Source organism: Simplicispira sp. GW247-4R2A (assembly GCF_059424465.1).
In genome coordinates, this window is the sequence record NZ_JBWKZM010000002.1 from 101,056 (window position 1) to 114,637 (window position 13,582).

At 66.2% G+C, this 13,582-nt stretch carries 15 protein-coding genes; 7 read left to right on the forward strand and 8 right to left on the reverse strand.

What is annotated here, in order from left to right:
* Window positions 1-57: 57 nt before the first annotated feature.
* Entirely contained in the window at window positions 58-582 is a 525-nt protein-coding gene (locus tag AC07ZH_RS01975) for a phosphoribosyltransferase (RefSeq protein WP_495198329.1), read from the forward strand.
* A 16-nt stretch (window positions 583-598) separates the two neighbouring features.
* On the opposite strand, the gene AC07ZH_RS01980 is transcribed toward AC07ZH_RS01975, so the two are convergent.
* Window positions 599-1,231: a YitT family protein gene (locus tag AC07ZH_RS01980; RefSeq protein ID WP_495198481.1), complete on the reverse strand. Its 633-nt coding sequence runs from the start codon at window positions 1,229-1,231 to the stop codon at window positions 599-601.
* 144 nt (window positions 1,232-1,375) lie between these two features.
* Between AC07ZH_RS01980 and AC07ZH_RS01985 the strand changes: the two genes are divergently transcribed.
* From AC07ZH_RS01985 to AC07ZH_RS01995, 3 genes are read left to right on the forward strand one after another with little or no spacing between them, the layout of a single operon-like run.
* Entirely contained in the window at window positions 1,376-2,173 is a 798-nt protein-coding gene (locus AC07ZH_RS01985) for an MlaE family ABC transporter permease (protein ID WP_495198330.1), read from the forward strand.
* Between the two features lie 13 nt (window positions 2,174-2,186).
* Complete coding sequence (locus AC07ZH_RS01990; protein WP_495198331.1) at window positions 2,187-3,179, forward strand: MlaD family protein; 993 nt, start codon at window positions 2,187-2,189, stop codon at window positions 3,177-3,179.
* Complete coding sequence (locus AC07ZH_RS01995) at window positions 3,176-3,865, forward strand: hypothetical protein (protein WP_495198332.1); 690 nt, start codon at window positions 3,176-3,178, stop codon at window positions 3,863-3,865. The genes AC07ZH_RS01990 and AC07ZH_RS01995 overlap by 4 nt, the downstream gene beginning before the upstream one ends.
* Window positions 3,866-3,881: 16 nt before the next feature.
* Here AC07ZH_RS01995 and AC07ZH_RS02000 read toward each other — a convergent pair whose 3' ends face one another.
* A complete protein-coding gene (locus AC07ZH_RS02000) occupies window positions 3,882-4,070 on the reverse strand; it encodes a hypothetical protein (RefSeq protein WP_495198333.1) in 189 nt (62 codons plus the stop codon).
* A gap of 155 nt (window positions 4,071-4,225) precedes the next feature.
* Between AC07ZH_RS02000 and AC07ZH_RS02005 the strand changes: the two genes are divergently transcribed.
* Complete coding sequence (locus AC07ZH_RS02005) at window positions 4,226-5,650, forward strand: DUF2868 domain-containing protein (protein ID WP_495198334.1); 1,425 nt, start codon at window positions 4,226-4,228, stop codon at window positions 5,648-5,650.
* Entirely contained in the window at window positions 5,647-7,044 is a 1,398-nt protein-coding gene (locus AC07ZH_RS02010) for a GTPase/DUF3482 domain-containing protein (RefSeq protein ID WP_495198335.1), read from the forward strand. Before AC07ZH_RS02005 ends, AC07ZH_RS02010 begins: the two co-directional genes overlap by 4 nt.
* A 13-nt stretch (window positions 7,045-7,057) precedes the next feature.
* On the opposite strand, the gene hemH is transcribed toward AC07ZH_RS02010, so the two are convergent.
* The 5 genes from hemH to AC07ZH_RS02035 form a co-directional block, all read right to left on the reverse strand.
* Entirely contained in the window at window positions 7,058-8,149 is a 1,092-nt protein-coding gene (hemH, locus tag AC07ZH_RS02015; protein WP_495198336.1) for a ferrochelatase, read from the reverse strand.
* Between the two features lie 38 nt (window positions 8,150-8,187).
* Window positions 8,188-8,772 (reverse strand): Lcl C-terminal domain-containing protein, encoded by a 585-nt coding sequence (locus AC07ZH_RS02020; RefSeq protein WP_495198337.1) that lies wholly within the window; start codon window positions 8,770-8,772, stop codon window positions 8,188-8,190.
* A gap of 39 nt (window positions 8,773-8,811) precedes the next feature.
* Window positions 8,812-9,171, reverse strand: a complete 360-nt coding sequence (locus AC07ZH_RS02025; protein ID WP_495198338.1) for a TraR/DksA family transcriptional regulator — start codon at window positions 9,169-9,171, stop codon at window positions 8,812-8,814.
* A 202-nt stretch (window positions 9,172-9,373) separates the two neighbouring features.
* Entirely contained in the window at window positions 9,374-11,632 is a 2,259-nt protein-coding gene (locus AC07ZH_RS02030; RefSeq protein ID WP_495198339.1) for a TonB-dependent receptor, read from the reverse strand.
* Window positions 11,633-11,724: 92 nt separating this feature from the next.
* Window positions 11,725-12,120, reverse strand: coding sequence for a DUF2946 family protein (locus AC07ZH_RS02035; protein ID WP_495198340.1), 396 nt, complete (start codon window positions 12,118-12,120; stop codon window positions 11,725-11,727).
* A gap of 210 nt (window positions 12,121-12,330) precedes the next feature.
* Here AC07ZH_RS02035 and AC07ZH_RS02040 point away from each other — a divergent pair, with 210 nt between their 5' ends.
* Window positions 12,331-13,020 (forward strand): glutathione S-transferase family protein, encoded by a 690-nt coding sequence (locus AC07ZH_RS02040; protein ID WP_495198341.1) that lies wholly within the window; start codon window positions 12,331-12,333, stop codon window positions 13,018-13,020.
* Window positions 13,021-13,102: 82 nt separating this feature from the next.
* Here the strand turns inward: AC07ZH_RS02040 and AC07ZH_RS02045 are convergent, their stop codons facing one another.
* Window positions 13,103-13,546 carry a universal stress protein gene (locus tag AC07ZH_RS02045; RefSeq protein WP_495198342.1) on the reverse strand — a complete coding sequence of 148 codons (444 nt, stop codon included), beginning with the start codon at window positions 13,544-13,546 and terminating at the stop codon, window positions 13,103-13,105.
* Between the last annotated feature and the right edge of the window lie 36 nt (window positions 13,547-13,582).

A 13,582-nucleotide genomic window follows, 5' to 3' on the forward strand; every position in this document is an offset into this window, starting at 1 on the left:
ACGTCGATTTTCGCAACACCGGCTTCATTTAGCTGCTATTTTATCAGGAGCAAACCCATGTTGACCGAAGACGGCAAGCACCTCTACGTCAGTTACGACGAGTACCACAACCTCATCGAAAAACTGGCGCTGCGCGTGCACCAGTCCGGCTGGCAGTTCGACACCATCCTGTGCCTCGCGCGCGGGGGGCTGCGCCCGGGCGACATTCTGAGCCGGATTTTCGACAAACCCCTGGCCATCATGTCCACCAGTTCCTACCGCGCCGAGGCAGGCACGGTGCAGGGGCATCTGGATATTGCGCGCTTCATCACCACCCCCAAGGGAGAAATTGCGGGCCGGGTGCTGCTGGTGGACGATTTGGCGGACACTGGTCACACGCTGCATGCCGTGATCGACATGCTCAAGACCAATTACAGCCCGATCACCGAGCTGCGCAGCGCCGTGATCTGGACCAAGGGCGTATCGACCTTCAAGGCCGATTATTCGGTGGAATTCCTGCCCACCAACCCCTGGATTCACCAGCCGTTCGAGACCTACGACAGCCTGAATCCAGAAAAACTATTGGAAAAGTGGCGCGTCTGAACCAAGGCCGAAGCCGCTACACCACCATGTAGCGGCCAGGCCGGTGGTTCATGGCCAGCACCAGGTTCAGTGCCACCGCGCCCACCACCGACAGCGCCACGCGCGTCGGCTCCACACTCCACAGGGCCAGCAACACGATGGTGCAGTCGAGTCCCATCTGGATTTTCCCGGCGCGCCAGCCATGGCGATCCTGCAGGTACAGCGCCAGAATGCCGACCCCGCCCAGGCTGCAGCGGTGGCGAAACAGCACCAGAAAACCCGTGCCGGTGATGAGGCCCCCCGCAAGCGCCGCATACAGCGGCTGCAGGTAGGAAAACTTCAGAAATTGTGGTTGCAGCTCGGTCAGCAGCGAGAGCAGCGCTACGGCGGCAAAGGTCTTGGCGGTAAACCGCTTGCCGAACTTGCGCAGCGCCAGCCAGTAGAACGGCAGGTTCAGCACGAAGAACACCTTGCCGAAGCCCCAGCCGGCAGCGTAGTGCAGCAAAAACGCAAGCCCTGCGGTGCCGCCGGTCAGCAGTCCGGCGCTGGTGAAGAAGGCGATACCGACAGAAATCAGGAGCACCCCCGTGGCAATGGCGATGGCATCCTCCAAGAGGCTGTGTGGGACCACTTCAGGGGACGCTGGAGGAGGCGAGGGAGTGCCGGTCATGGAGGGCGCTACTGCCATGGAAAACCCAGGGAGCAGGATGAGGGTGAACGATTTGCTACATTATCTGTAGCTGCTGGCGCAATATGAATAAGCGCTAGAGCCGAATTTTACGTATTTTTCTCCGGACACCGCTATCATGCGGGCATGTGGTTGCCCCAACCTGTTCATGCCCTGCCCGAGCGCCTTGCGCAGCTGATCTGGGGCTGGGCGCTGGCTTGGTGGCGCATTGTCTACCTGGGTGCGGTGGTGCTGGTCCTGGTACTTTCTCCGTCCAGCTATGGCCGGGCGGGCCGGCACCTGTTGGCGCGGCGCATGTACCTGGACACCCTGCCCATTCTGCTGGGGTTCACCGCGCTCGCTGCGCTGCTGAGCCTGATCATCACCCGGATTGTGGTCGTCACCGCGCTGAGCTACGGGCTCTCGCGCTATGCCCTGGAGATGGTGATTCGCGTGCTGGTGCTCGAACTCATTCCGCTCACCGCGGCCATGTTCGTTGCCATGCGCTGCGCCATCCCAAGCGGCGCGCAGCTTGCGCAACTGCGCCGCAGTGGGCGACTGGTGGCGCTTGAGCGCACCGGTGCCGACCCGGTGCGCATGGAGCTTCTGCCGCGCGTGGTCGCTGCCGGTTTTGCCAGCGTGACGCTGGCGGCGCTCTCCTGTGTGGTGGCGCTTGCCATGGCCTATTTCAGCGTCTTTGGCTTGGGTACGGCTGGACTGGTCAGTTTCACCCGCATGTTCGGCCATGTGTTTTCACCGGAAGTGACCCTGGTGTTTGTGCTCAAGACGGTGTTTTTCAGCCTGGCGATTGCCGTGATCCCTATGACCGCCGGTATGTACGACCTGGGCGCCAGCGAACGCCGTTCCGAGCTCGGAGGGCTGGCGCGCATGTTTGCCGTGCTGCTGTTGATCGAGCTGGTGTCGCTGGTCGGCAACTACTATTGATTTTTCGTATTGCATGACCTCTGAGAACCCACCCCCGCCACTAGATGCCGCATTGCACCAGGACGAGCTGATTCGCCCGGTGGCGCATTTGCGCCTGAAGGCCTTTGCCTTGCTGGTCTTCACGCTGCTGCTGGTGGTGGGGTCGGCGCTGTACCTGCTCTATGCGCGCGGCGCATTTGAGCCCACGCAGCGCCTGGTACTGAAGGCCGACGACTCTGAAGGCGTGGTGGTCGGGATGGACATGACCTTCTCGGGCTTCCCTATCGGCCGCGTGCGCCGTATTGAGCTGGCCTCTGACGGCAGCGCGCGCATTCTCATCGACGTCCCCCAAAAGGATGCCCACTGGCTGCGCCAGTCCAGTGTCTTCACCCTGGTGCGTGGCATCGTGGGTGGCACCGGCATTCGCGCCTACACCGGCATCATGAACGACCCGCCGCTGCAGGATGGCGCTGAGCGCCCTGTCCTGCGTGGCGACGCGACGGCGGAAATTCCGCAACTGATGGCGTCGGCCCGCGAGTTGCTCAGCAACCTGACCGCCATGACCGACCCCGATGCAGCGTTGGGCGCGAGCCTCGGGAATGTGCGCACTCTGACCGAGCGCCTGCAAGGCCCAGGCGGGGCACTGAGCGTGCTGATGGGGGGCGACGCCGACGCCAAGAAAATTGTGCAAACGCTGGACCGCACCAACGCTTTGCTCGCCCGCATCGACCGCATGGCGGCCCACGCCGATGAGCAGGTTTTTGGCAAAGAGGGCGTGATGCCCGAGGCGCGCGCCACGGTGGTCGAATTGCGCAAGCTCCTGGCCGATGCACGCACCAGCCTGACCAAGGTGGACGCGGTGCTGGTGGAGGCCCAGGCCGTGGGCGCGAACGTGCGTGAGGGCACGACCGACCTGGGGGCGCTGCGCGCCGACGTCGAGGCGAGCCTGCGCAAGGTCGACAGCCTGGTCAATGACATCAACCGGCGCTGGCCCTTTGCGCGCGAGAAAGAGATGGTGCTGCCATGAAGTGCGTGCCGTTGGCCAGACCGTGGATTCGCGCTGCCGCTGCTGGCCTGCTGTCGGCGCTCGCCGCGTGCAGCTCGAAGCCGCCTACGCCGGATTGGCAACTGAATGCCCATGGCGCCGCCGAACGCGGCGTGCAGGCGTACCTCGAAGGCAATCAACGCGTTGAGCGCGCTGAGTTCGCGCGTGCCCGCAGTGAGGTATCGCGTACGGGCGATGCGGCCCAATTGGCGCGCCTGGAGCTGTTGCGCTGTGCGGCGCAGGTTGCGAGCCTGGTGACAGGGCCTTGCACTGCGTTTCAGGCTTTGGCAGTCGATGCCACGCCCGATGAGCAAGCGTACGCGCGCTACCTTTCGGGCCAGGCAGGCCCGGCGGATGTGGCGCGGCTGCCCAAGGCGCAGCGCGCGGCGGCGGCTGCGGCGCCCCAGCAGGTCGCTGCCGCTATTGCGGCGCAGCAAGAGCCCCTGGCGCGCATGGTGGCTGCAGGTGCGGCCTTCGTGCGCGGGGCCGCATCGCCACAAGTGGTGCAACTGGCGGTGGAGACGGCATCTCACCAAGGTTGGCGTCGGCCTTTGCTGGCCTGGCTGGGAGTGCAGATAGGGCTTGCCGAGCGTGCCGGTCAGGTGGACGAGGTCGTACGCCTTCGCCGCCGTGCGGCCATCGTAGCCCAGGAGCCCCGCGTTGATTAGGCGTGGATGGACAGGCTTATTTGGTGCCGGCGTCTGGCATCGCCCAGCCCAACCCGTCGGGCAGGTTGGACATGGCGTCTGCCGACTGGGCGGTGATGTCGGGCAGCAGTTGCGTCAGAGAGGCGACCAGGGCGAGGGCCACCGCCACCACGAATGCTACGAGCGAATGCTTGGGAGCGAAGCGTTGTGGGCTGAGGCGTTTCATGGTCGTGCTCCGTGGGGAATGGGGCCCGGTGGGGGGGTGCGGTTGCGCGCCGGAGCCTTCATTTCACACCGGATGCGGCGCAGTGCCTGTCAGACGAAGGCGCGACATCGCCTGGCCGCTGCCCTGCCAGGAAGCGGCGCCCGCATATTTTCGGCATGACACGGGTCGCGCACTCGCCATTTGCCACGGCTTGGCTGGCCGAGGCGCTGCAACTGATCGAGCAGGATGGCCCGCTTGACGATTCCCAGGAGCTGGCCCGTGCGCAGCGCTGCCATGCCGCGCCGCGGGAACAACTGCATGAGCGCACCTGGCTGCTGGGCGAGCGCCTTGGGCTGGTGGCGCAACTGACGTGCTGGCACGAGGCCGCCTGGCTGCTGATCGTGTTGGCGGCAGCGGCCGTGCTCGCCTTGGCCAACGGCCTGCTTTTTGCCGTACTGACCGATGGGCGCAGCATCAATGCGGCGAGTGCCTTGGTCTCCACGCTGGGCCTGCACCTGCTGACGCTGCTGTTCTGGCTGGGTTCTGTGTGGCTGGTGCGTGCCGCCAGCAGTTCGGCCGGCGCTTCGCTGTCATTGGGGCGCCTGTTGACCGGGCTCGCGCTGCGCTTGCCCTTCTGGCGTGGGCCACAGGCAGCGCCACTGGTGCGCGCCGGCGTGCGCCTGCTGGCGCGTGAGCGTCTTGCTCCCTGGGCCTTCGGCCTGGTGAGCCATGCGGTCTGGGCGCTGGGCTTTGTCTTCCTGCTGGGCGGTCTGCTGTTCGCTTTCGCCTTTCGCGAGTACCGATTGACCTGGGAAACCACCATCCTGGGCCCGGATTGGTTTGCGGCGTTTGCCCGCGTGACCGGGGCCTTGCCCGCCTGGCTGGGCGTTCCCATTCCAACGCTGGCGAATAGCGCCCAGACCGCCGGTGCGTGGCCCGCCCGGGAGGCTGCCTGGTGGTTGCTCTCCTGCGTGGCGCTGTACGGCCTGTTGCCACGCACCCTGTGCGCGTTGTGGTGCTGGTTGGTGGTCAGGCGGGCGGCGCGGCGGATGGGCCTGCCGCTCGCCGATCCCTACTACCAGCAGTTGCTCGCGCGCTTGCAGGCGCTGGAGCCGGCCGAGGTGACCGACGCGGAGGAACCCGGCACCGAGCACATGGTGGCACCGATGCGCAACAGAACCGGGTATGGCACCGCCAAGGCCGTCGTGGGGTTTGAGTTGCCTGCAAGCGTGCCCTGGCCACCGCAAGCCTTGGTGGAAGGTGCGTCATTCGTGGCCCGCATTGCAGGCAGCATGGCAGAGCAAGCCGAGGTGCATGCGCGCCTGGCCCAGTTGCGGCCCAAGATTCTGGTCGTGGTGTGCGACGCCGAGGCATCTCCCGACCGCGGCGTGGCGCGCTTTCTGCGTGAAGCTGCTGTGTCGGCACACCACTGCGCCCTGGCGCTGAGCCTACGCAGCGCAAGCGAAGCGGGCGAAAGTGCGGGTGCGGGTGCGACGGGCCTGCAGCGCTGGCATGCCTGGATGGATGCCAGCGGGCTGGGTGCCTGGAGTGTTTTTGACGGCCTCGCCGACGCTTCGCGCTGGGTGGAGGCGCATCCATGAGCCAGCCGATAGAAATCGCGGTGGTCGGCCACACGAATGTCGGCAAGACCTCGCTGCTGCGCACGCTGACGCGCAAACAGAGTTTTGGCGAAGTGTCGGACCGCCCTGGTACGACGCGCCATGTGGAGCGCATCGATCTGCACGTCGACGGGCGCGCTGCGGTGCGCTTCTTCGATACCCCCGGCCTGGAAGACGCTGTGGCGCTGCAGCACTACATGGCGGGTTTGCCCGGCGATTTTGCCAATCCGGTGGAGCGCGTGCGCGCTTTCCTTGCCGGCCCCGAGGCGCACGCTGCCTACGAGCAGGAAGCCAAGGTGCTGCGCAAGATGCTGGAGGTGGACGCTGCGGTGTACGTCATCGATTGCCGCCAGGACGTGTTGCCCAAATACCGCAGCGAGATCGAGCTGCTCTGCGCCTGCGCGCGGCCGGTGATGCCGGTGCTCAACTTCATTGCCGCTTCGGGAGCTCGGGCCGATGGCTGGCGCGACGTGCTGGCGGGCTTCAACCTGCACGTATGGATGCAGTTCGACGCCGTGGCGCCCTTTGTGGGTGCGGAGCGACAGCTGTTTCAGGATTTGTGCGTGCTCTTGCGGCCGCGCCAGGCTGAACTGCAGGCCGTGGTCGCCGAGCTCGATCGCCAGGCACAGGCGCGGCGCGTGGCCTCGGCCATGCTGGTGGCACGCCTGTTGGTACACGCGGCGGCGCAGCGCCAGGCGGTGGCCCGTGCGGAGCTGGAAACGCCCACCGGCCGGGAGCAGGCGGTGGCGCAGTTTCGCAAATCCCTCGCCGGGCACACCCAGCAGGTGGTCCAGGCCATCCTGGGCGTGTACGGTTTTAGGCCGGATGAGGCCGACCTGGCCCTGTCTCCCTGGACCAGCGGGCGCTGGCAAGCCGATCTTTTCCACCCCCAAACCCTGCAGGACGCCGGACGCAAACTGGGAACGGGGGCTGCGGTGGGTGCGGCCGTCGGGCTCGCCGCCGATGTCACGCTGGCCGGCATGTCACTCGGTGCGGCAACGGCTCTGGGCGCTGCGGTCGGCGGGATCGCCAGCCAGGGCTGGAGCCAGGTGCCGCGCAAGCTCAGGCACAAGCTGCAGGGTGTCGAGGAACTCACGCTGGAAGACGCCGTGCTGCTGGGCTTGGCGGACAGCCTGCTGCGCCTGGTGCGCGCTCTGGAGCGCCGCGGCCACGCAGCGACTGCGCGGCTGGCCATTGCGGCACAGAGTGGGGATCAGACCGAACTGCAAGCCGTGGTGCAGGCGCTGGCGCCGGCACGGGGCTTTCCTGAAGTGGCCAAGGCATCCGCGCTGGCCGTCAGCCCGGATGCACGGCGCGAGGCGCTCGGCCAGCGCATCGCCAGCCTGTTGCTTCAGGCACTTGTCGCCGAGGGTTGAACCCGCCCCGTGGTCAGTCGCGCGCGCCGCAGGCCAGGGCGCGCTCGCGCGAGGCGTCGCGCAGACCTGGGCTGGCCGGTTGCAGCGGCCAGCCGGCGAGGTGCTGCTGCGCAATGTCGGAGAGCGCCGTGATCCATGCCGGGCTGTCGTTCAGGCATGCGATGTAATGGAATTGCTCGCCGCCCGCGTGCAGGAAGGCTTCGCGCGCCTCCTGGTTGATTTCTTCCAGCGTTTCCAGGCAGTCACTGGTGAAACCGGGGCACACCACATCGACGCGGCGCACACCGCTTTTCGCCAACTCGATGAGCGTCGGCTCGGTGTAGGGCTGCAGCCATTTGGCCTTGCCAAAGCGCGACTGGAAGGTGACGCGCAGCTGCGTCTCTGCAAGACCCAGCCGTTCGCCCAACAGGCGCGCCGTCTTGCGCGCCTCGCAGTGGTAGGGGTCGCCCAGGTGCAGCGTGCGTTCGGGCACGCCGTGAAAGCTCATGACCAGTTGCTCGCCCTGGCCATGCTCACGCCAATGGGTCTCGATTTTTTTGGCCAGCGCGTCGATGTAGCCGGGATGGTCGTGGTAATGGTTGACAAAGCGCAGTTCGGGCACGCTGCGCGTACGCGCGGCCCAGGCGTAGACCGCGTCGAACACGCTGGCGGTGGTGGTCGCCGAATACTGTGGGTACAGCGGCAGTACGAGGATGCGTGTGGCACCCTCGGCCTTGAGCGCGTCGAGCTGGCTGGCGATGGATGGGTTGCCGTAGCGCATGGCGTGGCGCACCAGCACCGGAATGCCGGCTTCGCCCAGCCAGCCGCGTAGCAGCTTGGCCTGTTTCTCTGTCCATACGGCCAGGGGCGAGCCCCCGTCGGTCCAGATGCTGCGGTACTTGGCGGCCGATTTGGCGGGCCGGGTGCGCAGGATGATGCCGTGCAGGATCAGCCACCACAGCGGCTTGGGGATTTCCACCACGCGGTGGTCGGCGAGGAATTCACCCAGGTAACGCCGCAGCGCTGCGGGCGTGGGCGCGTCGGGCGTTCCCAGGTTGCACAGCAGCACAGCGGTGCGTGTCGGGGTGCCGTGGCGATAGGCAGGTTCGGCGGAAAAAAAGGGCATGCGCGATTGTCGGGCAAGCGGGGCGCAGAGCCGGCCGGTCAGTCCGCGCCGTGCACCAGCCGCACCGGCAACTTGCTGGCGCGCGAGATGTCGCCAAAGGCTTCGCCAGTGTCCATGTCTACCGCCCAGCCTTCAAGCGCTGCCAGGCGAGTGCCGCCCTTGGTCAGGCCGTTTTCGATGTTGCCGTAGTTGTAGGGGTTCACCGAGAGCTGGCGCACATTGGCCGTGCCGGACCAGTACATGCCGCCTGGGGCAGCGGGGAACAGCTGGGCATCCACGCCTGGCGGTGTCGCCTGCTTGTTCACCAGCCGGCGCAGCTCCAGACTGCGCGGCAGGCGCCAGGCATGCCCGTCTGCCGTGCTGCGGGCCTTGGCACGGGCCGTGGCCTCGGCACGGGTGAGCAGCAAGGCACGGCCGGTGCAGGTGCTGCCGCTCCATTGCATGCCTTCGACGCAGCGCGCCCACACGGTGCGGGCGCGTGGGTCGAGCACGCCGCTGCCATCGGCTGTGGGGGTGAGGGCCGTGGCGCTTGCCGGTGGCGCGCTGGGTGGGCCGGCGGCCAAGGTGGGCGCTACCGCGAAGGAGCCCAGCAGCAACGCAGCAACGCAGTTCAAGGTCTTCATGGCAACACCTCCTATGCCAAAGAGCCAGCCGCCAAAGGTTCAGCGGCCCGTGTGCTGGTGTTCCCAGCGCGACTTGCAGGCGACGCAGTGCTGCGTCTGCGGTTCGATTTTCAGGCGCTCGAAGGGTATGGCGCAGCCGCATTCCCCGCACTCGCCGTAAGTGCCTTCGTCCATGCGCTTGAGCGCCTGGTCGATGCGCACCAGATCGGTGGCGTCGATGTCGGTGAGCGTCTGGTCCACTTCGCGCGCTACGTTGCGCTGCAGCACGGCGCCTTCGTCCTGGCTGGGTGGCGTCAGGTTCTCACGGTTCTGTTCCATTTGCACCAGCAGCTCGGCGCGGCGCGCCAGCAGCAAGGCACGCAGTTCGTTCATTTGGGCGGTGGTCAGTTCTTGGCTCATGGGGTTCTCCTGAAAGCGTGGACGCCCGGTGGCGTGCAACGCTTCCAGAATAGCCGGTATGTCCCGACTGTGGACACGCCAGTATCAAGCTCTGTGCATCGGCACCGCCGGCAGAGTAAAAAATTTAACGCCAAAATAGCCTCTAGCGCAATCACCATAAGCGCAGAGAGCTATTATTTTTATAGTTCCGTATGGGGTGGTTTTAGAACTGCATCGTCAGGCCCAGCTTGAACGAGCGCCCCATGCCCGGCACGCTGACGCCCCAAGGCACTGCCGTGCCGCCCATGGTGGCGCCCTGGCCGACGTAGGCGCCGGCTTGCGGGTGCACGTAGAAGCGGTTCGCCACATTGTCGATGCCCATATCCAGTCGCCACTGCTGCCATTGGTAGCTAGCGCGCAGGTTCAAGAGACCGTAACCGGCGGTGGGCAGCTCATTGCGTACGGCCGAGATGCCCGTCTTGGCCGAGACCAGCAGCACTTCGGCGGTGCTGCTCCAGGCGCCGCTTTGCTGCGTCAGCGCCAGGCGTGCATGGAGTGGCATGGTGTTGTAGAGGCCGTCGCCGGTGTCCTGGTTGTGCCCGCGCACCTGGCTGATGGCGCCATCGAGGCGCAGATCGCCGAGCGTGTTGCTGCGGCCCAGGTCGAGGAAGCCGGAGAGGTCCATGCCCCAGAGCCGCGCATCGGCGTTGGCAAAGCGCAGGTAGACGAATTTCTGCTGGGCCGCAAGGTTGGCGGCGTTGCAGACGCTCATCATGCCGCTGCCTCCGCTGCAGCGCTCGGCATCGATGTAGTTGTTTACCTGGCTGACCCAGGGCGTCAGGCGCACGCCCCAGCGTTTGCCGCTGGCGTCGTGCCAGTCGGCGGTGGCGCTGAGCGTGTGGGCAGTTTCAGGCGCCAGGTTGAGGTTGCCGACGTAGCCGTTGCCGTCCCCGGCCAGGTTGACCATGCGCATCGCCATGCCACCCGTGGACCAGGCGAAGCGCTCGTACAGATTGGGCGAGCGGGTCTTGCGCGAGAAGCCGAATTCGTAGCTGCTGCTCTCGTTGGGTGTGTAGCGCGCCAGGGCGCTGAAATCGAGGTTCTGGTCGCTGCGGCTGCGGTCTGTGGCATTGAACGCGGCCGCGTCGGCGCCGTAGCTCGCGTTGTAGCCCTGGACCTCGCCACTGTTGCTGCGCACATGGCTGCTGCGCAGGCCGATTTGGCTCACCCAGGCGGGGCTCCAGCGCGCTTCCCATTCGCCGTAGACGTCCAAACGATCGCGCTGGCCATCGGCGATGTTGCGGAAGATGTCGGGCGCCATCCCGCCGCCCGAGGGCATCCACCAGTCGTCGAGCCGGTAGCGCAAGGCCTCAGCGCCCACGCGCAGGGTGTCCTGCGCCGACAGGGCAATGTCACCCGAGAGCTTGGCGCCGCTGGTGCTGCCGCGCGTGTCCATGGGCATGCCGGTGGCGACGCCGTACCGATACTGCTTGTCTGGGCCGAAGTCCATGGAATGCCGGGTCTGCTCGTGCCAGGCACGCGCCTGCAGCTCTCCCCAGGCAAAGCTGCGCTGGTAGTGCAGGTTCACGTGGGTACTGTCGTTGCGCGTCATGTCCATGCGCTGGTTGGGGAAGTTCTGGTAGGGCACGTCCTGCATACCGACTTCGAGGCCCAACAGGCTGGCGTCGCCGCGAAAGGCCAGCGAGAGTGACTGGTTGCGTGCCTTGTAGCTGCTCGACCCGACCTCGTCGCCGGCCAGGATGCGGCCCGGCTTGTCGGCACCGGCCGGGCCGGCGGCCTTGAAGGCGCGTGCGGCGTAGTAGTTGTCGGCCTGCGCGGTTGAACCGTCGTAGCGCAGGCTCAGTTGCTCGGTGGCGTAGGTGGCGCTGGCATGGCCGCCAAAGCCGTTGCCGTTGCTGCGCGCCCAGGTGCCGATTTCACCGCTCATGAGGTGGCCCTGGCCGGGCGCGGCAAAGACTGGGGGCGCCGTCTCCACCTGGATGCTGGCGCCAATGCTGTCGCCGCCCACGCTGACCGGCGCCGTGCCGGTGAACACCCGCACGGCAGACACCCGCGAAGGATCGACATACGACAGCGGCGGGTTCATGTGGTTGCCGCAAGAGGACACCAGATCCATGCCGTCGAGCTGGATGCGCAGGCGGTCGTCCGTCATGCCATGCACGCTGGGAAGGCTGGAGATGCCACCGGCACTTTGCAGGCTCAGGCCCGGAATGTTCTGCAGCAGGCTGGCGGTATCGGCGCTGGTGGCGCGCTGGGCAGCCAGTGCCTCTGGCGTGGGTTGGTCCGGCAGCACTGCGGGGGCTTGCTGGTGGGGGGCGTGCACCGTTACGGCAGGCAAGGAGGCTTCTTGCGCCAGACAGGCGAAGGGCAGGGCAGCCAGCAGGGCGCACAGCGGTTGGAGGGGGAATGCGGCAGTGGGCCAGGCGCGTGAGCGCAGTGAAAGCAAGGCAAGGGGGTGCATGCGAATCCATTCGAAAAATAAGGAAAGGCGGGCGTGTGCGCCCAAGTGCCCCCAGCGCGGCTGCGTGGGAACACGTCCGAAAAACCGAAAACTCAGCTCAGCGCCGCAGGAGGTGCTTGCGCGGGTGGCCGCACGCCGCGCTCGAATGCAGGCAGACGCGCAGCGCGCAGCCAGGCAGGTGCAGAACTTGCCGGCGCAGCGAACAAGGCAACGACCGCGGGCGCCGATACGGGCGCCATCCCCGTACCCGCCACCGCACAGACCGGGCAGTCCACGCCGCCCATGCCCATGGGGTGGCCGGTGTCGTCTGGCGCCGGGGCATCGGGGCTGTGCGTGCTGCAAACCTCCCCCCATTGCAGCCAGTTCGATGCCTGCGCCGCCAGATGTTGGTGGCTGAGCTGCACCATCCACAGCTGCGCCAGCACAGCCAGCAGTGCAAGCAGGCTGGCCGCGCGGTAGCGGTGTTTGGGGATGCGGTGCAAAGTCACAGGGCCTGTATTGTCTGTGGGCGTGCGGGCGTTTGAACGGCCTCACCGTGCGGATGCTGGTCGATATTGCGCTGCATCAAGAGCGCGGCGTGGTGGCGCCAGGGCGCGCGCGTGGGCCCTCAGGTATTCTCGACTCGCTGCCGCCGACGGAGAGGGGACTGTGCCTTGTGCCTCGCGAACGGACGGCCTTCACCCATCAAAAGACGTGCCATGTCCCTGACCATTTACGGCATTGCCGCATCCCGCGCCGTGCGCCCCCTCTGGGCCGCCACGGAACTGGGCCTCGTCTACGACCATGTACCCCTGCGTTACCAGGAAGGCGCCACGCGCAGCGCTGAATTTCGGACGCTCAACCCCAACGGGCATATCCCCGTGCTGGTCGATGAACGCCCAGAGGGCAAGGTTGTGCTGTGGGAAAGCATGGCCTGCACGCTCTACCTTGCGCGCTACCACGGCAAGCCCGATGGCGTGGGGATCAGCCCTGTGACGCCAGAGGAAGACGCGCAGGCCTTGCGCTGGAGTTTCTGGACGGTGACCGAACTGGAGAAAGATGCCCTGACCGTGCTCATGCACCGGCGCGTCATGCCAGAAGCCCAGCGCAAGAGCGATCTGGCGGCCGCTGCGGAAAGGCGCCTCAACGTCCCCCTTGCCGTACTGGAGGCGGAACTGCGCACTCAGCATGAGCGCGGCCGAGATTGGCTGGCCGGTACCCGCTTTACCGTGGCTGACCTGTGCGTCGCCAGCGTGCTCGCCTGGGCCATGCCGGCACGCGCCCTGCTGGCAGCACACCCACTGAGCGCGCAATGGCTGGTGCGTTGCCTGGCACGTCCGGCACAGCAGGCGATGCGCGAACTCGCACGCCAGTACGGCGTGGAAGACTATCAAAAAAATAGCTGCTAACGCTTACCCTATAAGCGCTAGCAGCTATTTTTACTTGAAATTTCGCCACCCGCAAGTGGCGCAGCGACGCCTTAGAATTGCCCTAGCGCAGCACCAGCACGGGAATATGCGAATGCGTCAGCACATGCTGGGTTTCGCTTCCCAGAAGCAGGCGCTTGATGCCCTTGCGGCCGTGCGAGGCCATGACGATCAGATCGCACTTGTGCTTCTTGGCCGCGGCAATCACCGCTTCGGCCACCAGATCAGACTTGGCCACCACTGCTTTGGCCGTCACACCCTGGGCGGTTGCATCGGCCTTGATGGCGTCTACCGTTGTTTGGGCGTTTGCGGTCCATTGCGCTTCGATCTGCTTGACGTTCTGGGCGTCCACTGGCAATGCGCCCTCCATGTAGCTGCGCGGGTAGCGCGGCACCACCTTGAGCGCCACCAGCGTCGCGCCCGTCAAAGCCGCGAGGGACAGGGCGCTTTGCACCGCTTTTTTGGAGAGATCGGAGCCATCGGTGGCAACGAGAATGCGCTGGTACATGAGAGGCCTCTTGGATGAACACAACAATGGGCACAG